16 protein-coding genes and 1 tRNA gene are annotated in these 21,396 nt (G+C 51.2%); 6 read left to right on the top strand and 11 right to left on the bottom strand.

The genetic code is table 11. The annotated features are described in order from the left end of the window. The first annotated feature begins 411 nt into the window (after positions 1 to 411). From ACIQYF_RS14255 to ACIQYF_RS14230, 6 genes are all read left to right on the top strand, one after another. Positions 412 to 2,040: a hypothetical protein gene (locus ACIQYF_RS14255; protein ID WP_402862637.1), complete on the top strand. Its 1,629-nt coding sequence runs from the start codon at positions 412 to 414 to the stop codon at positions 2,038 to 2,040. Between the two features lie 286 nt (positions 2,041 to 2,326). Then, a complete protein-coding gene (locus ACIQYF_RS14250) occupies positions 2,327 to 3,190 on the top strand; it encodes a hypothetical protein (RefSeq protein ID WP_402862634.1) in 864 nt (287 codons plus the stop codon). A 574-nt stretch (positions 3,191 to 3,764) separates the two neighbouring features. Continuing rightward, entirely contained in the window at positions 3,765 to 4,028 is a 264-nt protein-coding gene (locus tag ACIQYF_RS14245) for a hypothetical protein (protein ID WP_402862631.1), read from the top strand. A gap of 844 nt (positions 4,029 to 4,872) precedes the next feature. Then, positions 4,873 to 7,296, top strand: coding sequence for a TerB N-terminal domain-containing protein (locus ACIQYF_RS14240; RefSeq protein ID WP_402862628.1), 2,424 nt, complete (start codon positions 4,873 to 4,875; stop codon positions 7,294 to 7,296). Then, positions 7,293 to 8,588, top strand: coding sequence for an ATP-binding protein (locus tag ACIQYF_RS14235; protein WP_402862625.1), 1,296 nt, complete (start codon positions 7,293 to 7,295; stop codon positions 8,586 to 8,588). Before ACIQYF_RS14240 ends, ACIQYF_RS14235 begins: the two co-directional genes overlap by 4 nt. Then, positions 8,563 to 10,806 carry a DEAD/DEAH box helicase gene (locus ACIQYF_RS14230; RefSeq protein ID WP_402862622.1) on the top strand — a complete coding sequence of 748 codons (2,244 nt, stop codon included), beginning with the start codon at positions 8,563 to 8,565 and terminating at the stop codon, positions 10,804 to 10,806. Before ACIQYF_RS14235 ends, ACIQYF_RS14230 begins: the two co-directional genes overlap by 26 nt. A gap of 155 nt (positions 10,807 to 10,961) precedes the next feature. Here ACIQYF_RS14230 and ACIQYF_RS14225 read toward each other — a convergent pair whose 3' ends face one another. The 11 genes from ACIQYF_RS14225 to ACIQYF_RS14175 form a co-directional block, all read right to left on the bottom strand. Then, positions 10,962 to 12,011 carry a hypothetical protein gene (locus ACIQYF_RS14225; protein ID WP_402862619.1) on the bottom strand — a complete coding sequence of 350 codons (1,050 nt, stop codon included), beginning with the start codon at positions 12,009 to 12,011 and terminating at the stop codon, positions 10,962 to 10,964. Next, a complete protein-coding gene (locus ACIQYF_RS14220) occupies positions 12,011 to 13,555 on the bottom strand; it encodes a hypothetical protein (RefSeq protein WP_402862616.1) in 1,545 nt (514 codons plus the stop codon). Before ACIQYF_RS14220 ends, ACIQYF_RS14225 begins: the two co-directional genes overlap by 1 nt. Beyond that, positions 13,556 to 14,365, bottom strand: coding sequence for a hypothetical protein (locus tag ACIQYF_RS14215; protein ID WP_402862613.1), 810 nt, complete (start codon positions 14,363 to 14,365; stop codon positions 13,556 to 13,558). Positions 14,366 to 14,376: 11 nt separating this feature from the next. Continuing rightward, positions 14,377 to 15,813, bottom strand: coding sequence for a hypothetical protein (locus ACIQYF_RS14210; protein ID WP_402862610.1), 1,437 nt, complete (start codon positions 15,811 to 15,813; stop codon positions 14,377 to 14,379). A 738-nt stretch (positions 15,814 to 16,551) separates the two neighbouring features. Continuing rightward, a tRNA-Pro gene (locus ACIQYF_RS14205) sits at positions 16,552 to 16,628 on the bottom strand. A gap of 78 nt (positions 16,629 to 16,706) precedes the next feature. After that, positions 16,707 to 17,063 carry a MerR family transcriptional regulator gene (locus ACIQYF_RS14200; RefSeq protein WP_019829202.1) on the bottom strand — a complete coding sequence of 119 codons (357 nt, stop codon included), beginning with the start codon at positions 17,061 to 17,063 and terminating at the stop codon, positions 16,707 to 16,709. Then, positions 17,044 to 17,346, bottom strand: coding sequence for an integration host factor subunit alpha (ihfA, locus tag ACIQYF_RS14195; RefSeq protein ID WP_002553164.1), 303 nt, complete (start codon positions 17,344 to 17,346; stop codon positions 17,044 to 17,046). The genes ACIQYF_RS14200 and ihfA overlap by 20 nt, the downstream gene beginning before the upstream one ends. A gap of 3 nt (positions 17,347 to 17,349) precedes the next feature. Continuing rightward, positions 17,350 to 19,728, bottom strand: coding sequence for a phenylalanine--tRNA ligase subunit beta (gene pheT / locus ACIQYF_RS14190; RefSeq protein ID WP_402862604.1), 2,379 nt, complete (start codon positions 19,726 to 19,728; stop codon positions 17,350 to 17,352). 26 nt (positions 19,729 to 19,754) lie between these two features. After that, a complete protein-coding gene (gene pheS / locus ACIQYF_RS14185) occupies positions 19,755 to 20,771 on the bottom strand; it encodes a phenylalanine--tRNA ligase subunit alpha (RefSeq protein WP_402862601.1) in 1,017 nt (338 codons plus the stop codon). Positions 20,772 to 20,879: 108 nt separating this feature from the next. Continuing rightward, a complete protein-coding gene (gene rplT / locus ACIQYF_RS14180; RefSeq protein ID WP_003442184.1) occupies positions 20,880 to 21,236 on the bottom strand; it encodes a 50S ribosomal protein L20 in 357 nt (118 codons plus the stop codon). A 29-nt stretch (positions 21,237 to 21,265) separates the two neighbouring features. Then, positions 21,266 to 21,396: 50S ribosomal protein L35 (locus ACIQYF_RS14175; RefSeq protein ID WP_402863211.1), on the bottom strand; the 131-nt coding region annotated here is incomplete at its 5' end.

Genomic DNA, 21,396 nt, shown 5'->3' with positions numbered 1-21,396 from the left:
AGTTGCGGCCATTGAAGAAGTCACCCGGGAAGCGCTCTCTACTTGATCATGAAGCTCTTCATCATAATCAGTAGAGAGTTGCCCATTGCTGCCAGCGACCACAGGCAGAGATCGGCCCGTAATGCTCTCCTCGGCATCACTCCTGTAGCAGGGTGGCTCTCTTCAGGTCGGTTGCGGTGATGCTGTATCGCCCAGACGCATAAAGGCTTCAGTAGCAGTGTTCACTTGGGTAACAAGCGGCCATCATGGGGATAGCGAGAGAAGACGGGCGGATCATGGCGAATGGCCATTGCTGTCGACCCAGCATGAGGATATGTTTGTTAGCAATTTTCATAGGCGCCGCCTCCGAGTTTAGTATGCGAAGCACGTTGTCCAACGTAGATGCCAAGCTCGCCTCATCGAGATAATAAAATGAAAATACCTAAGCATATTGGCGGGATCGAGTTTTATAGGGCGCCTCGAAATTACGAAGACTATGTATACGATGTAGTTAAGAGCGGAGTATTCGAGGAGTTTGCGCCCAAGATATATACTGATAAAAAAGAAGTGACAAGCATCGTGAATTTAAAATTCGGTATTTATAACGAAATACTGAATGAATATTTACCTCGTATTGATCCACATGAGTTTGTACCTTTTCTTGTTCAGCAATACGAAAGGTACGGTAAAATTTCAGATCTGCACAAACTCGGAAAACTTACGTCCGAGGAAGATGAATTTTGGGCCGTTTATGCAATGAACGCGCGGAGGGGCATGAAACATCTGTTGGAGCAATTATGCATCTCTGGTATGTCGAAGGAAGGGGTGCGCGAAAGTATTCAGGAGCAGTGGGATGCCATTGCTATGGTGTTTATCGCAGCCGAGGAGTTAGTTTCGCTCTATATGCGCAGTGATCACTACACTCATATGCTTGACGAAGTTACACTAACGCTTAATCAAGAAAAAAACCCTTACTTTGATGTAAAAGAGGATGCGCTGACTAGGTTCGACCCTAGAGAAGGCTATCGAGATTCTCAAAGCTGCATTCCGAGTCCAGATATATTGTTCGATATTCAAACTCACGATAAGATTATTGGTGACGGCTTTAAAGAAAAACTAGGTGTTACCTATCAGAATGCTATTGCCATATTAAGATCGACGATTGAAAATTGTAGTTATTGCGATGAGCCTGACGCTGTCGGACTTATTCATCGGCCCACGTGGGTTAATGAAATCAGTAGGGATTTTTCAATTTCTTCTGAACAAGCTGGCCTAATTTTAGATGGGTTTACACTCACCGCGAAAGATATGAGGAGTGAAGGGAGGCGGCTTATTCGGCCCAAACAGGAGTATCGAGCCTATAAGCGGGGGTTCTTCATGGATCCAAATAGTAGGAACGAATTGCTGTTTTTCTCCAGGCGTATGGCAGACGAATGCCTCAGCCTGTTGATATCCGGGGTGGCGTTTAAAAAGCTCCCGCCCGAGTGGCGATCCGCGAAGCTTAATCTAGATCTTTCCGCGCTTTCACTAAAGGCCGGAAAGTGGTTCGAACAGGTTGTGAAAGATAACCTTAATAGTGTTGGTGTCGTTGGAGTGGCTTCACTTAAAATGATACGCTTAAAAAGCGGACAGCGGATAGAAGTCCCAAAAAATGTGGGCGAGATTGATTTCATAGGTTACTGCTTGCGTCAAAAAATGCTGGTCGTCATTGAAGCAAAACAGGTCGGCATGGCTACCGAGTCTCGAATGTATCTTGATGACTACTCAAAATTTGTCGCTGATAAAAACAATTACAGTGAGAAATTTTCAAAAAAATGCTCTTGGGTCAGGGATAACTTGCCGCTTGTCGAGAAATATGTTCGAGAGAACTTTTCTCCAGAGGCTGAAATTCGCTCTATTGGCTATGCCATGATTACCCGCTACCCGATTTACGTTGCAAAAAAAATTAGCGAATTTACATGTATTTCGCTTCCGGAGTTCATGAGCTCATATAACGCGAGTGATAGGGTATGGGGATTTAGCAAAATTGATTTGGTCTGTGCAGAATCTGCGTGCCCATAAAAATTACGGAATGAAATGCTCCGAATAGCGCGACCTAGCCGTGGTATTGCCGCCTGTGTCGTCAGCCACTAAGCTTGACAACATTTCCACATAACCTGAAGGGATAACTGCTGGATAGATGTTTCGCAAGGAAGTCCATAGCGTATTCATCACCGGATAGGTAGCAGGCGCAAAGTACATTATTATTTTTTATAGCAGTATCGGTGGAAAAATCCGCAAGCCCTACACTTAGCCTATGCGCCAGGGCTAAAATGCCCCATCATAAATATGACGGAATCGCTTACACATGTCATCAGGCATCTCTTTTTCAAAAATCGTAATCATCCAATCCCTGAATGCTGATGAAGTTAAAACGGGCAGCATTTTGTACGATTATGTTTCGTCGTTAATAGAAGAACATCGGCACGATATTCCAGTCGAAATCATTGACTGCCAAAGTTCAGACGAATTCACTAAAGTAATTGATGATCTTATTGTCGATGCTCGCGATGATGTTTATCCAATTGTGCACATAGAATGCCATGGCCATCCACAGGACGGTTTAGATTTCAGCGACGGCAGCGATCTAAGCTGGGAGCAGGTGTCTGTAAAGACGGAACAATTGAACTTCGCTACCGATTTTAACCTATTACTGATATTTTCAGCCTGTTTTGGAGACTATTTCTCACATACCATGGGTATCACTAAACCAGCTCCATGCTGGTGCGCCATTGGTCCAAGCCTCACAGTAATGCCGGATGAGATACTTTATGGGTTGAGAGCTTTCTATAGCGTATTTCTCACTAATTTGGATATTGGAGAAGCCGTTAAGAGATTAGAAGGTAGTGTACTTTTAAATGGTGAATGGATTTGTCGCTTGACAGAAGAGATATTTATAGAGGTTTGCCATTTCTATCTAGCCAGCAGCTGCACGCTAGAGGCTGGCGCGCAGAGGATTGATGGATATTTAAAAGGGAATCAATCCTTAATAGTCAGAGAAATTTTCGAAAAAAAATTTAGGGAGAAGAATAGCCAAAAACTTTACGAATATTTCGATAGGTATTTTCTAGTGGGCGACAATAAAGCAAACAAGTCGCGATTTGGCTATTCGCTTGCACGTGTGGAGCGCCTAATAAATGAGTTTAAGGATTCTGGGAATTACTATTTATAAGGCGATGCGCCGGTTTGTTTTTTGATGGTAGTAAGATTTACTCCCTATGCTTGAAATTTTTTACTAGAGAATGTACCCACCTATAATGTAGGTTAAAAGTCCTTACCTAAGCGATCATTTCCCAAGCGCTTGTGTGTCCGTTTTGGGTCGTTTCAGTTGGTCGCGGCAGACTGAAAACGGCCAGGAGCTGCCATTCAATCTCGGGTTGCTAGCGGCTTGACAGCGAAATTTCGCAGTGGACGAGTACATACCTGACCCCATTTCCCCTAACACCACTATTATCCTCTCAACTGCTCTAACTTTCCGTGAACATCAGGTAGGGTCTGCTGATCCCTTTGTCAGGAGGCATCGGTCTGGTTTTCTCAAGATCGTGAACGATTTCACATGAATTCAAGGTATCACCGACGACATGGTAGCCATCGCACGTTGCCGAGCAATACGCAGCTATCGTCGCGGGGCGAACTGTCGTTGCTTATAGCGCCTCCTTTGATCGGCGCCTGCCCACCATCGCCACGGACTAACCGCTCCGGAGCTGACCACCGCCTGCGCAATGCTGCTGTATATGGATTGGTGAATGGGCTGGCAATGGCGCTGGATCAAGCTTATCGAGGCCGCTATCGAATGCGGGGGGCTGGAGGTCGGCTCCCACTGCGCCCTGAGCAATGCTCGAATGACCCTGGACGTGCTGTGCTACCTGCAACGTCGCACAAATGGATGTAAATCAACAACCTGGCCTGCCGGTAGATCATCATTAGATACTGCCAAAGCTAATTCAATTTTTCACATAGCTAAAATCAAGCATCTCATGTCTATTGAAAGTATCAGCCAGTACCAATAAGATGATTCTGCAACAACCAAATCAATACCAACATCAAGGAGAGATCTTATGGCGCTTAAACCAGGCCCAAAGCCAATTGCTAAATCAACCGGCGAAGTTGATAAGCGTCGCCGTGACAATAAAGACACGCAGGGAAACAATCCCGACTTGAAACCTAGCAAGTCCTCAAAGAAATAGGTTGTCACTGGCAGAAGCTACTTTAATGGTAGCTTTTGTCATTGAGGCTTGTAGGGAATGAAGGCATAGTCGGTAATTTCGACTTATCTGAGGATCATTACCCGCTCTATGAGCACTATAACAATATATCGGATACCATCATTGCGGCATAGCTTGAGAGTTTAATTTTCTTGGTTTTTCTAGATATCCTCCATGCTTGCCGTGTACAGTTTTTTAACTCTACGGGTGACTGAACTTCCCTTGTTTCGCGAAGAAACTGAGTGACCGCTTTTGGCTGATTCTGTTGAAAAAGTCAGCCATGGCTTGCGCAGCAGAAAAGTACGCGCCTGAGATTGAAATTTTTACTTTCGGCAGAGGTTGGCGGACCCAGATTTCGCGTAGCGGCGCGAAAAAAAGGCGTTTTCATCGGTCAGTATGCGAGCAATTTGGAAAGACCGACTTTTTCAACAGAATCGGCTGATAGATGCCCACAATGAATCGCAGCTAGCAGCATTGGAGGGGGATGATCTGAGCGCTTCCTGCTGAAAAGCTACTTCTGATGATTATAGCTATTCGTGCGCAAGCAAAATTTTCCGATCAATAGCGTTCCTCACCCCATGGTTCTCGTAGGGCAATTATCGGATACTGCCATTGCGCCAGCACCCATCTTTCAAGGTTGAAACGACTCATGGCAAGGAAGAAGGCAAAAAACTCCACAAGTAATGGCATCCTGATCATTTTCGCTCTGGCCTTCGGCGCAGTCGCATCGATCCCGAAAAATGCTTGGATCGCCATTGGTGTTATTGCTTGCATTGCCGCGGTTTTTTGGCTGCTGGTTCGTCGCTCAAGGCGACACGCCGAGCAATTGTCAGTGGCCGTTTCGGAGACGGAACATCTGCGAGAGCATCAACGGTCAGGCCTCACTTTCTCTATCCGTGAGGTTTCAGGGAGCCATATGGGCACAGAGGAAACTTCTGATTTTTACACTGCCCAACTCGGCTCAGCATCTTCAAAGTCCTTCAAAATTCCAAATGCGAGCACGCAAAAACCTGATGTTCGCTGGGTGCCAGCAGGTGAATCTGTCACCGTTTCCGGTTTTTCAATTCCCGGTGGCATGTTCTATATGGGCAGTGTGCTAGGTGGCCGGCACGATGCCGAAGAACCTTCACTGATAAACCCTAAGCTTCGTATCGCAAAGACACACGTCGATCTAGAAGAACGGCTGATGTCCTATTGGCCCAGTTTTCACTCCATCACGTCAGAGGCTCGCCGTGGATACCTTCAATGGCTGGAGGGTGGTCGTCGTTACCCACTGGCAGAGACCGGCTACGTCTTTTTGTATTTCTATGGTCTAGAGCGTCGAGCACTCGTTGACGCAGTGAGTGACCCGGGCGTCAAGGCTGAGCTTCCTTTGATCGTCGAAGAAGTCCAGCGCCTATTGAGTATCTACGGGGAAAATAGGTCGTTCAGGGGATATGCGGAAGGTTTTCTGGATTACCTGAGCAACACCAAGATCGATCCAGACCTTTACCTTGGCCCACCTCCCAACGTTGTCGCTTATAGCTACGAGATGCCACTGCCACTGCGCGTAGGTCTGGGGCAATTCGCCTCCAACAAGCGCCCCCTTGATGCCGATTGGGCACTAGCCTGGGCGCTAGCTGACCCCAACATCAGCAAACGCACGCCCGTGACCCGCTGTAAGGATGTCTTTTCGAGACTGTTCAAGCTTAAGTACACAAGCGCCCATCCTAAGGGTCTTAGCCTGGCGCAGAACAAGACCAAGCTTAAAACCAGCTATCGGCCGGCCTCCGCGGTCTTAATGGCGCCCACGCTTAGCTTGGGTGAACTTCCTGATGTCCTGGCCACTTCAGGCACACGAAAAAGCCTGCAGTTGCTGGTTGAGCTATGCACTACCGAGCTTGAACCCTACAGCCGATATTTGGGCCGCAACCCTGATAGCGCAGAAGCTCTCGAAGGTCTTTTGCAGCTTCCCGTCGCTCTCTGGCCGACGGCAGCCCGTGCAGAATTGGACGAGCTTCAATTCAGAATTGGCGACGACCTGATTGTCATGAGCTTTGGCGAACTCGCAGGCCGGTTCAAGAGCGCCGGCGCCCTGTCCCGCGACAAAGTACTTGCACTTGCCCGCGCGCTGGAATCGCTTCACATCGGTATTGAACCCGACGTACTGGCTGGCAGTAAGACACCGAAAGCAGAGGATCAAATAGCGCTGTTCGTGACTCAACCAGAAGACGGGTCACTGCGAGCTTCTGCAGCTTACAATGCTGCTTCGGTGACGCTCGACCTTGCTAGTGCTGTGGCTTCTGCCGATGGTGATACCTCCACTGAGGAAGTTACGCTGCTTGCTCAACACATCGACTCCTGGAATCACCTGAGTGTGGCCCATCGCAAACGCCTTAAAGCACACCTGCGAATCCAGATCCAGCAACCACCAACGCTGGCCAGCCTGAAGAAAAAACTCGACCCACTAACGGTCGAAGCCAAACGCACGATTGCCAGCTTCCTGGCCCATCTGGCGCAAGCTGATGGCATCGTCAGCCCATTGGAAGTGAAACTTCTTGAGCGCGTTTACAAGACCCTGCAGCTAGACAGTCAGTTGCTGTACAGCGATCTCCACGGTGCTGCATCTGGAGCAAGTATTGCCTCCGTAAAACCAAAAGCCGGCATTCCTCGTTCCGAGCCTGGTACCCCGATCACCGCCACTGCGAATCAAGGGTTCGTGCTTGATCACGAGCGCATTGCAGAACTGCAACGAGAAACCGCAGAGGTCTCCGCCCTCCTTGCCAAAGTCTTCACTGATGACCAGGTTGACGAACCGGAACAGTTGGTCGATGTATCAGAATCAGTACAAAAATCGAGTGCAGACATTGATGGTCTCGATTTAGAACACTCTGCATTCCTTCGGTTGCTGATCTCACGCCCTGAGTGGAGCCGCTCCGAACTTGAAGCTGCCGCCAGCGACATGGAGCTGATGCTCGATGGTGCCCTGGAACAAATTAACGACATGGCTTTTGAACGTTTCGACATGCCCGTCACGGAGGGTGATGACCCTGTCGAGATCAATACAGACATTCTGGAAGAGTTAGCCCTATGAGCACTATCAGAGCCAAGGATCGCGATGCGGTCATCCAGTCGCTACGCGCAGGCGTCGTTCCTCGCGTGGGCCAACATCTGATTCAGGTTGGCCGGGTAGGCGAACTGGATGCACTAATCAAGGACGTCAATCGCCTGGTTGAAAGTGGATCGGCATTTCGAGTCGTCATTGGCGAGTACGGTGCGGGCAAGACGTTCTTTCTGAACCTGGTACGAGCCATTGCCATGGAGCGCAAGCTTGTCACCATGCATGCCGACTTGAACCCAGATCGCAGATTACATGCCACGGGTGGACAAGCACGTTCGCTTTACTCCGAGTTGGCTAAAAACATGTCGACGCGTACGAAGCCCGACGGTGGGGCTATGCAGGGCATTGTTGAGAAATTCATCTCTCAGGCCAAAACCGAAGCCAAGGCGGCGGGTACGGACAGCGAGACTGTTATTCGTGCTCACTTGGCCGGGCTGACCGAGATGGTCAACGGGTATGATTTTGCGGAGGTGATTGCCGCCTATTGCCGAGGTTTCGAAGAAGGCAACGAGCAGCTCAAGGCCGACGCCATCCGTTGGTTGCGTGGAGAGTTCACCACTAAGACTGATGCCCGGGCAGCCTTGGGCGTACGAACCATCATTGATGATGCCTCCGTCTACGATCAGCTCAAGCTCCTGTCGAGATTCGTCAGACTTGCAGGTTTTGGTGGTCTGATGATCTGCCTCGACGAACTGGTCAACCTCTACAAACTGGCCAATACCCAAGCTCGTAATGCCAATTACGAACAGATCCTCCGTATCCTCAATGACTCTCTGCAGGGATCGTCCGAAGGGCTTGGTTTCGTTTTAGGTGGCACGCCTGAGTTTTTGATGGACACTCGTCGGGGGCTATTCAGCTACCCTGCCCTGCAATCTCGATTGGCCGAGAACTCGTTTGCGAAATCAGGATTGGTGGATCTGTCGGGGCCGGTCATTCGCCTGACCAGTCTGACCCCGGAAGACTTCTACGTACTGCTTCAGAAACTTCGTCACGTATACGCTGGCGGAGATGCTGAAAAGTACATACTGCCTGACGAGGCGCTCCCACTGTTTATGGCGCACTGTAATCAGCGCTTGGGGGAAGCCTACTTCCGTACGCCGCGCACCACGATCACAGCGTTCATCAACCTGCTAGCCATCTTGGAGCAAAACCCAGGCGCCGATTGGCGGACGCTGCTTGGAGCTGTCGAGGTCGCCAGGGACTCAGGCGGCGAAGACGATACCAAAGTCGATGCGGACGATGAACTTGCCACCTTCACACTCTGAGTCATCGGGTTTCGATCAACTTGAGTCCCGAATCCAGCGATGGATTTGGGCGGAAGGCTGGACTTCTTTGCGCGACGCCCAGGAATGGGCGGTACCTGTGCTGGTGGATGCCGATCAGGATGTCATCATCGCTGCAGCAACAGCGGCAGGCAAAACCGAGGCTGCTTTTCTTCCCATCCTCACGAATCTGCTGAATCATAATGACCCACCCGGTTCGGTGCTGTATATCAGCCCGCTCAAGGCCCTGATCAACGACCAGTGGGACAGGTTAAGCCGTCTTTGTGAGCAGCTTGAGATTCCCGTAGTGGCTTGGCACGGGGACATCTCCTCAAGCAAAAAACATCGTTTTTTGAAGTCCCCTGAGGGGGTGCTTCTGATCACTCCTGAATCCCTTGAAGCCCTGTTCGTCAATCGCGGTTCTAGTCTTGGCGGGGTGTTCCAGCACCTACGCTATATCGTCGTGGACGAGCTGCATGCGTTCATCGGTAGCGAACGAGGGAAGCAACTTCAGTCGCTAATGCATCGGGTAGAACTGGTTGCCGGACACCGCCTCCCTAGAGTAGGGCTCTCGGCCACCCTCGGCGACATGAAGATGGCGTCGGAGTTTTTGCGTCCTGGAAATGCCGATGGCGTTACCGTCATTGAATCAAAAAACTCCAACCAGACTCTCCAGGTGCAAGTTCGTGGTTATATTCAGCCACCCATGAGCGAGCTCAAGAAGAAGCCCGCAAAGCTTTCTGATCAGGAAGGAAGTGAAGACGAGGCAGAGAACGAGGCAAGCCCAGACTTCGCGATCGCTGATCATCTTTACAAGGTGTTACGCGGCAGTAATAACCTAATTTTCCCAAACAGTCGGTCGCAGGTTGAATGGTACGCAGATCAACTGCGTCGGCGCTGCGAGAGAGACGGCGTGCCTAACGAATTCTGGCCTCATCACGGTAGCCTTTCGAAGGACTTACGTGAGCAAGCTGAGCATGCTCTCAAGGCAGGGACTCATGCGGCATCCGCGATTTGCACCACGACGCTTGAGCTCGGCATAGACATCGGCAGCATCAAAACAGTCGTGCAGATCGGTGCCCCACCATCGGTGGCGAGTCTGCGACAACGTCTAGGGCGATCGGGAAGGCGCCCAGGAGAAAAAGCAACGCTGCGCGTTTACTGCAAGGAATCGCCACTCAAAGATGGATCGAGCCTTTCGGATCAACTGCGCCAGGGCTTGGTTCAGACCATTGCGATGGTTCGACTGCTGGCCCAAGGATGGTTTGAACCTCCCAGGGCTCAAGGCATTCACGCGTCCACCCTCGTTCAACAATGTCTTTCCGTGATTGCCCAGTGCGGGGGTGCATCTGCTACAGATCTCTGGAAAAGTTTGATTGCTGAGGGGGCGTTTCCAAAAGTTGAGAAACCGGACTTTGTGAAGCTGCTCAAGGCGCTCGGAGAGCACGAGCTCATTGTCCAGGACAGCTCAGGATTGTTGCTTCCTGGGACGGTTGGAGAGCGATTGATCAACCACTATGAGTTCTACAGTGCCTTCACCAGCGACGAAGAATTTCGCCTTGTGTGCAATGGTAGGGCACTGGGATCTGTGCCTGTCAGCCGCCCACTTACCAAGGATCAGCGTATTATTTTCGGGGGGCAACGATGGCAAGTGCGTGACGTTGATCTCCAGGCCAAAGTCATCATCGTTTCAGCAGCACGCGGTGGTGCCCCTCCTCAGTTCGATGGTCTGGGTGCGATGGTGCATGACAACGTACGCCAAGAAATGCGAGCCGTCTTGGCAGACACACTCCCCTGCCCCTTTATTGATCGAGGGGCTCAAGAGCTTCTCGACGAGTCTCGAAAGACATTTGTTTCGCTGGGCCTTGGTAAGCGCTACATAGTTGAGTCGGGCGGTAAGTGTTATCTGATGAGTTGGCTAGGTGATCATGCCAACGATGCACTGCGCTTGTTACTCAATCATGTCGGCCTTTCTTCTGAAAACGCAGGCCTTGCGATTGAGGTTGACGCCGACATCAGTCGAACCCAAATGGCGCTGGAGGAAGTCGGGAGCCTGGATGCGGCAGATCTAGACTCGATACTTTCGGAGGTAGAAAACATGCTGCGCGAAAAGTGGGATTGGGCACTACCTCAATCTTTGCTGATGAAATCGTTTGCTTCCATATCGCTTGATATCTCAACGGCAATTCTTTTCGCACAGACTTATTCTGTGGAAAAATAAGCGGAAGAAACCCACCTCGTTTGAACCCGACGCAACCACGTAGGAACACGCCGATGTCCCACCGCTGGGCCGGTGATGAGTGATCACTACCAGCCGCCTTGCGTAATTCAGAGTCCGTCAACACGGTTCAGAAACCAGGGTATCGACGACGAGACCTAACGTCTAACTTCAACCTTGTAGAACAGATTTTCTATCATCAAGCGGCGCCGATCGGACATCACTGCACCTTGAATTTGACTCGCCAGTCGTACATAGAATTTACACTCTCGCTGATTGGCTAAATCAGAGATGGGGCGCGCCGCCTGAAGAAAATCCTCATACGAGCGAGTGGTATTTGCCATCAACGCAGAGAAATTGGGCAGCGCTTCGGCATCCGCCTGCCGTGTTGGCGGCCAGGCAGGTTCAAAGCTCAGTGAATCCTCCTTTAAGTAAACCGTGAGGAACATCTCTGCCTTGCCGGCTTCGTTCGCCCAGCAAGGCGGCAGATCGCCTCCTTTGCCCTTGTTCAGCTTGTTTTGTAGAAATTGAACCTGCCCTTTCAAGTCACTGTTGGTTTTCTGCAGCGTTGTCGGATTTACACCTTGTTTTTCGGCTTGAGCATAAGCTTCAGCGTTCTTCACCAAGTCCGAAATTTGCTCCGAAGTTGGGATGCCTTCTTGCCCTAGAGCAGTCTTCAACAATTGTTCGGTTGCTTGGAGAGCACCTATTCGCTTGATGACATCCGTGGGCTGAGCATCCTTTTCCTCGTCAGGATTGACCACCAATTTTTTAAGCTGGTCATAGGACATCATCGTTTCGAGGATCAAACGCTTAGCATCTTCACCCTTATTTTTGCTTCCAGCTTCCTGCAAAGCCTTATCGATTGCTGCTAGCGCAGTAAGCTGTTCATCCTTCTGAGTCAGCAGCACCTGGAGACGGCCGGCTTCCTCTTTTGCCTTGGAGGCATCGACGAGTTTTGAAATGATCTCATCCGGATTTTTCACCTTAAGGGACACCATTCGGGCCTTGAGTTCATCGCTCGCAAGCTTGATAGCTTGTTCACGCTCATCGATATTTTGATAGGCGGAAATTTTGTTCGCCATCTCCGTATTCTTATGCGTGAGCTGCCAAACTTTGTACCCCATCAGCAACAGCAGGATGAAACACAGAATGATCCAGATTTCGGTGAGCGACAGCTGAAACACCTGATCATTTTTAGAGCTCATCAGGCAGTTCTCACATCAGCCGCAGTCACGTTATCGAGAGCCAGCGTCGCACCGGCAATTGATTCAAGTGATGGTCCCGAAGCCACCTCGCTAATGGCTAGCGGGCGCATTTCAGGATTGTTGATGAGGTCAATCTTGCCCATCAGCTCATCCAGCAATTGAGAATGAGATGACTCGATATTGCGGTTGCTCGATTCAACACTGGCAGCCAGTGTAGTGTGCACATCATTACTGGCCACGACCGCTTCAACCAACGGCATCAGCGCCGAGCGCAAGTTTTCTGCGAGGGCCTCATTACTTTTAAGGCCGGAATCGCTGAGAGAATTTAGAGCGCCCGTTACTTCCTTGCTCAAACGCTCCACTGCGGTGTCGTCTTTGACTACGGCGCGCAATTCCTCAAGCTTCTCGACAATTTTCGCGAACACTTGTTGGCTGGTTTTCATGTCTTCCATGAAGTCCTCTCGTTGATCCTCCAACGAGTCCAGGTAGTCCTTTTGTATGCGCTCGACTCGATCCATGACGTCACTGCCCTGCAATTTCATCGATTCCGCCAAGCGTTCCTGGCTTTCTACTATCAAACCTACAGCAGCGACGGCCTGCCCTATCGATTCAGTTTTGGTGTTCAAGCTGCGGATCGCGGTGCCCACCATCCTAGCCGCGGACTTGACGTCGAGGGCCAGTGTCGAGACTCCTTCGTTCAGGGAGTCGGTGGTTCCGGATAACGTATCGATAGCAGGGTTGAGCTTTTTCGCGAAAAGGTCATCCGGGAACAAGGTCTGGTCAAGCCGCTCCTGTGCTTTCTTACCGAAGTCGAGCGCATGAGATTCCATGCGATTGAGTGTCTGCTCGCTTTTCTCAGAAAGGCCGTTGATGGTGGTTAGTAAGTCTGTACTGGCATCGTTGGCTTGCTTGAGGATGCGTTCGAAGGCTTCATTGCTTTGACGGGTAGCGCTGGCGAAAAACTCATCCATAGCATTGGTGCTGTGCTGAGAGATAGCCGTGATTTGCTCATGGACGCTCTGCACTGCTTCCTTGGAAGCCGCCATGACTTGATCCCTGAAAACCTCAAGCTGCTGGCTGGCGGCATCAAAAGACATGGTCAGGTTTTCGGCCGACTGAACAGCACGCTCCTCAACGCTCCTGACCGCATCATTCGTATCAACTTTGAAGCCGGTGTGTAGCACCCTCGCCAGCATACCGATGGCCGTGCTCACCATCGCCGCTCCAAACCGAACGGCCATTCCATTGAGATTCTCACCAATGGAGTTAATGTCGAGGAGGCAGATAATGATGCTGCCAACAGTGAATAAGAAACCGAGGTAGTACACCGAGTCCGCAAATTTCGCGAGCGTAAGCTGGACGTTCCACTTCTCCCGTACGCGGTAGCCCACAAACCAGTAACAACACATCACCACCAACGGAAGCACAAAGCCTAGCCAAAAAGGCTCGTTGAGTGTGAGGCTGGCTACGGCAAGAGAAGCCTTGAGTACTACGGCCGCAATGAAATAGGTCTGTACCCGACGTGTGAGCGTGTTGATGTCCAATTACAGCCCCTCCATTGCAGTAATTCCTTCAACCGATGCCCCATTGGCGTCGAAATATTGAGCCCAGAAATTACCAAGCTCGTTGGTCTGTGGAGTTTTCTCCTCGTTTGCCAGCAAATTAATAGTCACGATGGCTCCGTTTAACCCGGGCGCTTGAGCGTTACGACCATAAGGAGACTTGGCAAACTCCGCATAATTGTGTCGTTTACTTTTGTACATTGAGAAATCAGGCATGTTCGCCAACATGTCCGAATAAATGACGAGTCTTCGGTCACCCTTTACGTTTGCATGATCAAAGCCATTGATTCCGACCAATTGGAGCATTTGAAAAATGGGCGACCGCTTGCTGTGCTCGTCTAGCGGAATTTGGTGCACAACTGCGTCGAGCGGTTTGGCAAACTTTTCATTGAAATCCCTATCGACAAATTTTTTGGTCGCCGTGAGTTGACTACGATTGCCCCATTGGCCAGGGTTGCAGCGTTCGAAGATAGGCTTTTCGTTTTGTACAAATTTCTCCCCGAGCAGAAACACGGACAGCAAGTACCCTTCAGGTAGATCGCTCAGCACCATCGTCTTGAGACGTTGAGACAACGCAGCTTTCTGAGTGAACGGAAATGGCGAGGTGTTATCGATTAATACGACATACTGGCCCTTAGGGCCGCTGCTGGGACAAAGGGTTTCCTTGTCCAATGTGTCATGGTTCATTTGGTAATAGACGACCCCACCCAACACCAGAATTACTACTACACCGATCAACGCTCCAAGGAGCCACTTCCCAACATTGCTTTCGCGCTTGGCATAAACCGACATCAAAAATCCCCTTATACCAAGTCCTGCAACGGCTGAAGCTGGTTGAATTGCTGATTAAAAGACGACTGGACTCGCGCCCGGATCGGCTCTACATCAGCGATCAGTTCACGCAATTGCTGTTCCTGGGCTTCCAATCTCAACTCGTCCTTCTGAATACTGAAGTCCGGCATTTCTAACGACCCGAATTTCACGGGATGATCAAAGTAGTCTGGCGGGAGTGCATCCTTTGGGCGCGCCATCACATTCTCGTTCTGGTAGTACCGGGTGAGGCCTTGTAGCGTCTCATCGGCCATGACCAATGTTTCGGTTACCTGTTTTTTTACGATCGACTTTTGATTCATGTTGAACCTAAATGCCTTGATCGCCTTCTCGGCCACCTGTACGCCGCTATCGACTTTGAGTAAGACTTCGCTTTTCTCGGCCTCCAGCTTGTTTCGCAAGTCTTCAATCAGTTCGATGTAGTTGCGGTGAGCCTCGGCATATTGACTCCATACGCCTGCATACCCCGGGTAACGATCCGTGAAGTTGTAGCCCTCCCACACGCCCACACATCCAAACACAATTGTTCCGAAGAACAGGATCAACGACTCGAAATCCTGTATGGGGAATACGCCTGCAAGAAAACTTTGCCAGACCAGAGGGAAAGAGTTATGGCTACCATCCTCAAAGACTGTCAACACGTAGCGGAAGTAGGAAATCAATACCCCCAATCCCAGCATCACGGCCAATGCCAGAGTAAAAGAGAGCCACCCCCAAAGCCTGCGCGAACCGCTGACATGGTTCTTGTTTCTGAAACCTAAACCGGCGAGAAAGCAGATGAGCACGTTGAAAAAAGACAGCATGAAAGCCATCGAAAATCCGCTTAGCAATCCACCTTCCAAACCCGAACCAAAAAAAGTGGCGTTAAGCCCACCCTCCACCACACAGCAGCCAACGACTACCATCAACTTCAGAAACTTGCTGGCGCCACTGGGACATTTGGCAGGGACGTTTGGCAGACGGTTTCTATTACGGAAATCACTGAGTAGCTGGAATTTCGCTCTCGTATCGGCGGCAAAATCCATCATGCGTCCGTTCTCACGCGTCAAGTGATGATCGGACGTACGTACGAATTCGTTTCCTAACTCGATAGCGCGATTCATCTCCAGCGTAATGTCGATCGAATCCAGGCGATTCTGAATCTGCTTGATCCGTTGCTCACCGTACTTCACCGTTTGCTCACGCATACGGCCCAGCTCCGCCCGGACATCGTGTTCGGGGGCAGTGATTTGCGTAGCACTGCTTGTCGGGAAGCCCAGCGCGCCGTGCTCTCTAGCGATTTTTTTAAGATCGAACTTTTTCTTGAGCTTCTCCGGATCTATCTTTGGAATGAGCGGCTCGCTTTGTTCCGTTTCCTGGCTCGAAAAAAGGGAAGCAATAAAGGCAAAGAATCTTTTAAAAAATTGCATTAAAAATATCCATACGCGTTGTTAATCAACGACTTATGACATTCCTATGCGCGAGCGAGCTGCGCAGCATAAATTGCCGTTTTTATCGTTCTAGAGGGTGGGTTCAGCAGAAATCGTCGTCCGTTACGTGCAGCTGTATCAAATAGCCATCAAGGTGGCGAAATGATGACTGCACCACTGCTCCATAGCAAGCAGGAACGGGTAGTTTGCGGACTAACGGGGGGGCTAGGCTAATAGGCGGCTGCTAGATCAAAGCGAGAATTTTCACTCGGCTAGAGACCCAACTAGGTTGGATCATCCGCGCGGTACTAGAAGGGTCCGAACTATTCGCCAAGCAGCCTCAACTTACAGGCCGCTGCCACGCCTTTAAGCTAGATTGTTCATGATGGAATATGACCTACGCAGTCTAGTCCCCGACGGCTATACGATCCCAGTGCCGCCCAAGCCTAACTGCCGGGTACGCAGGATGAGCCGTGCGACCTGAGATAAACAAGCTGATGGTTGACCTGTATGTAGTTCTCAATCCAAGAAAATAGTCTTAAACACTCAAAAACGTTAGGACCTGAAGAGAAAGACCAAACAACATTGGTAAAGAGACCACGCGTGAGCGCCAAAGCCTGCGCCCGCCCACGCGGAAGCCGTGAGGATTCCAGCCAGAGCTGGTGGTTTTGTGGGGGTAAAAACGGCCAAAAATAAAAAAGGGTCGCGAGATAAAATATCGCAACCCCTTGAAAAATATGGTCGGGACGGAGTGATTCGAACACTCGACCCCTAGCACCCCATGCTAGTGCGCTACCGGACTGCGCTACGCCCCGACTAGGCGTTACAACTTGCTAGAACGTCGAGAAATATACCTTAAGCTTTTGAAATACGAAAGTATTTTAAAGCCAGAATTATTTACGAAGTACCAGCAAAACATCCTCCAGCTCGGAGATAGTCTGGCGAATCAATTGTTTGTATTGCGTGGTGTCATCTTTGGCTTCATCGCCGGAAAGACGCAAGCGCGCTCCGCCGATCGTGAAACCTTGATCGTAAAGCAATGCACGAATCTGCCGGATCATCAGCACGTCTTGTCGCTGATAATACCGGCGGTTTCCGCGTCGCTTGACGGGGTTGAGTTGAGGAAACTCTTGCTCCCAGTAGCGCAGCACGTGCGGTTTTACCGCACATAGCTCGCTTACTTCGCCAATGGCGAAGTAGCGTTTGCCTGGAATCGGCGGGAGCTCGTCGTTATGACTTGGTTCCAGCATAAGCCTCTACTCGGGCCTTCAACTTCTGCCCTGGACGAAAGGTGACCACACGGCGAGCCGTGATCGGGATTTCCTCTCCCGTTTTCGGATTGCGGCCTGGCCGCTGTCGCTTGTCACGCAAATCAAAATTGCCAAAACCTGACAGTTTGACCTGTTCATTGTCTTCAAGAGCGTGCCTGATTTCTTCGAAAAACAACTCCACCAATTCTTTGGCTTCGCGTTTGTTCAGGCCCAGCTCTTCATAAAGACGTTCCGCCATTTCAGCTTTCGTCAGAGCCCCCATACGTCACTTCCTTAACGTGGCGTTCAACCTTTTTTCGAGCGAGGTGAGGATATTTTGTGTCGTGGTGTTCACCTCATCGTCATTAAGAGTGCGCGATGGATGCTGCCAGGTCAAGCCAACTGCAAGGCTTTTTCTATGCGGATCAATACCTTTACCCTGGTAAACATCAAATAGCCTGAGGTCTGTCAGCCATTCACCTGCATTTTCACGGATTACATTCAGCACATCGCTGGCTGCAACGTCACGATCGGCCAACAATGCCAGGTCACGACGCACTTCCGGGAAGCGTGACAGTTCATGGAATTTCGGCATTTTGCCCGAGGCCACTTCTGCCAGTAACAGTTCGAAAAGGAACACAGGACGGTCAAGGCCCAGCGTTTTTGCGAGTTCAGGGTGAATCGCCCCCACATAACCGACTTCTTGCCCGTCACGCTCAATACGAGCAGTCTGGCCAGGGTGCAAGGCAGGATGGCTGCCCGCTACAAAAGTGAACACATCAAGTGCACCGGCAAAGCCTAGCACCGCTTCTACGTCAGCTTTGACGTCAAAAAAGTCGACAACATCGCGACCTTGTGCCCAGCCTTCTGGAAAACGGCCACCGCAAACTACACCAGCAAGCATTGGTTCTTGCTTCAGACCTTCCAGTTGACCGACAAAACGCAGGCCACTTTCGAAGAGACGGACACGATCTTGCTGACGGTTGAGGTTGTGCTGCAAGGACTTAACGAGGCCCGGCCACAAAGACGCACGCATTGCTGCCATGTCGTTGGAAATTGGATTGGCCAACAACAGCGGCTCAACGCCCGGGTTGAACAATTCGAATTGCTTCGGATCGATGAAGCTGTAAGTAATTGCTTCTTGATAGCCACGAGCTACCAACAGGCGACGCAATTCTGGCAGTTCGCTTCGAGCTTCAGTTTTCGCTTGCGGCGCAAGGCGAGCTTGCGGATAACGAACCGGCAGGCGGTTGTATCCATAAAGACGAGCCAACTCTTCGATCAAATCAACCTCAAGGCTGATATCGAAACGATGGCTAGGCACTTCTACGCGCCACTGCCCTGCCCCGTCAGCAGAGATGGCCAGGCCCAAAGCACTGAGCAGACGCTCGACTTCAGCCGAATCCATTTCCAGGCCGAGCATTTGAGTAATGCGTGCAGCACGCAAAGTAATGGGGGCAATCGACGGCAAGTACTGTTCGTTAACCGTTTCTACGACTGGACCGGCTTCACCACCCGTGATTTCCAGCAGCAAGCCTGTGGCGCGCTCCATGGCTTCACGCGCCAGCTTCCAATCAACTCCACGCTCGTAGCGATGCGAGGCGTCTGTGTGCAGACCGTAAGAACGCGCTTTGCCTGCAACGGCAATCTGGTCGAAGAAAGCGCTTTCCAGGAACACATCGCGAGTTGTCGTCGACACGCCGCTATGCTCTCCACCCATCACACCGGCAATTGCCAATGCACGGGCGTGGTCAGCAATCACCAGCGTATCGCTACGCAGGGTGACCTCCTGGCCGTCGAGCAATACCAGCTTTTCGCCCTCTTCAGCCATGCGCACGCGGATGCCGCCATTGATCTCGGCGAGATCGAATGCGTGCAGCGGCTGACCCAACTCCAGCATCACGTAGTTGGTAATGTCGACAGCAGCGTCGATGCTACGAACGTCTGCGCGACGCAGGCGTTCAACCATCCACAGAGGCGTAGGACGCGACAGATCGACGTTGCGAATGATACGCCCCAGATAGCGCGGGCAAGCAGAAGGTGCCAGTACTTCAACCGGGCGAACTTCATCGTGTACCGCAGCAACAGCAGCCACTACAGGACGAGCCACTTCTGCGGCGTACAGCGCGCCAACCTCACGGGCCAAGCCTGCCAAAGACAAGCAGTCGCCACGATTAGGGGTCAGGTCGACCTCAATACTTGCATCTTCAAGCCCCAGATAGGTACGAATGTCTTCGCCTACAGGCGCATCGAACGGCAATTCCATCAAGCCGTCATTGCCTTCGCCAATTTGCAGCTCTGCTTGCGAGCACAGCATGCCATTGGACTCAAGACCACGCAGCTTGGCTTTCTTGATTTTGAAGTCGCCAGGCAATTCTGCGCCGATCATGGCGAATGGAACTTTCAGACCGGGCCGAACGTTCGGTGCACCGCAAACTACCTGAAAGGTCTCCGCACCATTGCTGACTTGGCATACGCGAAGCTTGTCGGCGTCTGGGTGCTGCTCAGTACTGAGCACCTCACCCACGACAACACCACTGAATACACCGGCGGCTGGCGTAACGCTATCAACCTCAAGACCGGCCATCGACAAACGAGCAACCAGCTCGTCGCGACTTACCTGCGGGTTAACCCAACCACGCAGCCATTGTTCACTGAATTTCATCCTGCTCTCCTAAGAATTCGTTACGACTAGCGAAATTGCGCGAGGAACCGCAAGTCGTTGTCGAAGAACAGACGCAAGTCGTTCACGCCGTAACGCAGCATGGCCAGACGCTCAACGCCCATGCCGAAGGCAAAACCCGAGAATTCTTCCGGGTCGATGCCGGACATACGCAGCACGTTCGGATGAACCATGCCGCAGCCCATGACTTCCAGCCAGCCCGTCTGCTTGCAGACACGGCAGCCTTTGCCACTGCACATCACACATTCCATATCCACTTCAGCCGAAGGCTCTGTAAACGGGAAGTACGAAGGGCGGAAACGCACGGCCAATTCTTTTTCGAAGAACACTCGCAAGAACTCTTCGATGGTCCCTTTGAGGTCCGCGAAGTTGATATCGCGATCAACCAGCAGGCCTTCAACCTGATGGAACATCGGCGAGTGAGTGATATCGGAGTCGCTACGATACACACGGCCTGGGCAGACGATGCGGATCGGCGGCTGCTGCGACTCCATGGTGCGGACCTGTACCGGGGAGGTATGGGTGCGCAACAGCATGTTCGCATTGAAATAGAAGGTGTCATGCATCGAGCGGGCCGGGTGATGGCCTGGGATGTTGAGCGCCTCGAAGTTGTGATAGTCGTCTTCAACCTCAGGGCCTTCGGCGATGCCGTAGCCAATATGGGTGAAAAACTGTTCGATACGTTCCAGAGTCCGGGTAACCGGATGCAGCCCCCCTGATGTCTGGCCACGGCCCGGCAGGGTCACATCAATAGACTCGGCAGACAGTTTGGCGGCCAGTTCGGCCTCTTCAAACAGCGCCTTGCGTGCATTGAGAACCTCTGTGACACGCTCCTTGGCTACGTTGATCAGGGCTCCCACTTGTGGACGCTCTTCAGCCGGCAAACTCCCCAGGGTCTTCATCACCTGAGTCAATTCACCTTTTTTACCAAGGTACTGAACCCGGATTTGCTCCAGGGCATTAATATCTTCAGCGCTTTGCACAGCCTCTAGTGCTTGAGAGACCAGCGCATCCAGGTTTTCCATGTACAGACTCCAGATACAAAATAGGGGAAGAGCTTGAAGGCTCTTCCCCTATTTATGACGTTTAGCACCTGAGCCCACAAAGGTGAGCACAAGAACTGTCGGGGGTACTTAAGCCAAGGTGGCTTTAGCTTTCTCGACAATCGCAGCAAACGCCGCTTTTTCGTTCACTGCCAGATCAGACAGAACCTTACGGTCGATCTCGATGGAAGCTTTTTTCAGGCCGGCGATGAAACGGCTGTAAGACAGACCGTTGATACGTGCACCAGCGTTGATACGAGCGATCCACAGAGCGCGGAACTGACGTTTTTTCTGACGGCGGTCACGGTAGGCGTATTGGCCTGCCTTGATTACCGCTTGCTTGGCAACACGGAATACGCGTGAGCGTGCGCCGTAGTAGCCTTTAGCCAGTTTCAGAATTTTTTTGTGACGTTTACGGGCGACAACGCCACGCTTTACACGAGCCATGAGTTACTTCCTCTAGTCTTAACCAAAAATTAACGAAGGCGCAGCATGCGCTCGACTTTTGCCACGTCGGACGGATGCAGCAAGCTGCTTCCGCGCAGTTGACGCTTACGCTTGGTCGACATTTTGGTCAGGATGTGGCTCTTGAAAGCGTGTTTGTGCT

This window comes from Pseudomonas sp. NPDC096917 (genome assembly GCF_044762555.1).
Lineage (GTDB): Bacteria > Pseudomonadota > Gammaproteobacteria > Pseudomonadales > Pseudomonadaceae > Aquipseudomonas.
This window is presented reverse-complemented; position numbering and strand designations above follow the sequence as displayed.

Bases quoted from the DNA above. Each gene is read 5' to 3' on its own strand.
- ACIQYF_RS14200 (WP_019829202.1), bottom strand. From the start codon at position 17,063: ATGCTGGAACCAAGTCATAACGACGAGCTCCCGCCGATTCCAGGCAAA.
- ACIQYF_RS14225 (WP_402862619.1), bottom strand. From the start codon at position 12,011: ATGAGCTCTAAAAATGATCAGGTGTTTCAGCTGTCGCTCACCGAAATC.
- ACIQYF_RS14235 (WP_402862625.1), top strand. From the start codon at position 7,293: ATGAGCACTATCAGAGCCAAGGATCGCGATGCGGTCATCCAGTCGCTA.
- ACIQYF_RS14250 (WP_402862634.1), top strand. From the start codon at position 2,327: ATGTCATCAGGCATCTCTTTTTCAAAAATCGTAATCATCCAATCCCTG.
- ACIQYF_RS14215 (WP_402862613.1), bottom strand. From the start codon at position 14,365: ATGTCGGTTTATGCCAAGCGCGAAAGCAATGTTGGGAAGTGGCTCCTT.
- ACIQYF_RS14230 (WP_402862622.1), top strand. From the start codon at position 8,563: ATGAACTTGCCACCTTCACACTCTGAGTCATCGGGTTTCGATCAACTT.
- ACIQYF_RS14210 (WP_402862610.1), bottom strand. From the start codon at position 15,813: ATGCAATTTTTTAAAAGATTCTTTGCCTTTATTGCTTCCCTTTTTTCG.
- pheS (WP_402862601.1), bottom strand. From the start codon at position 20,771: ATGGAAAACCTGGATGCGCTGGTCTCTCAAGCACTAGAGGCTGTGCAA.
- ACIQYF_RS14255 (WP_402862637.1), top strand. From the start codon at position 412: ATGAAAATACCTAAGCATATTGGCGGGATCGAGTTTTATAGGGCGCCT.
- ACIQYF_RS14240 (WP_402862628.1), top strand. From the start codon at position 4,873: ATGGCAAGGAAGAAGGCAAAAAACTCCACAAGTAATGGCATCCTGATC.
- ACIQYF_RS14245 (WP_402862631.1), top strand. From the start codon at position 3,765: ATGGGCTGGCAATGGCGCTGGATCAAGCTTATCGAGGCCGCTATCGAA.
- pheT (WP_402862604.1), bottom strand. From the start codon at position 19,728: ATGAAATTCAGTGAACAATGGCTGCGTGGTTGGGTTAACCCGCAGGTA.
- rplT (WP_003442184.1), bottom strand. From the start codon at position 21,236: ATGGCTCGTGTAAAGCGTGGCGTTGTCGCCCGTAAACGTCACAAAAAA.
- ihfA (WP_002553164.1), bottom strand. From the start codon at position 17,346: ATGGGGGCTCTGACGAAAGCTGAAATGGCGGAACGTCTTTATGAAGAG.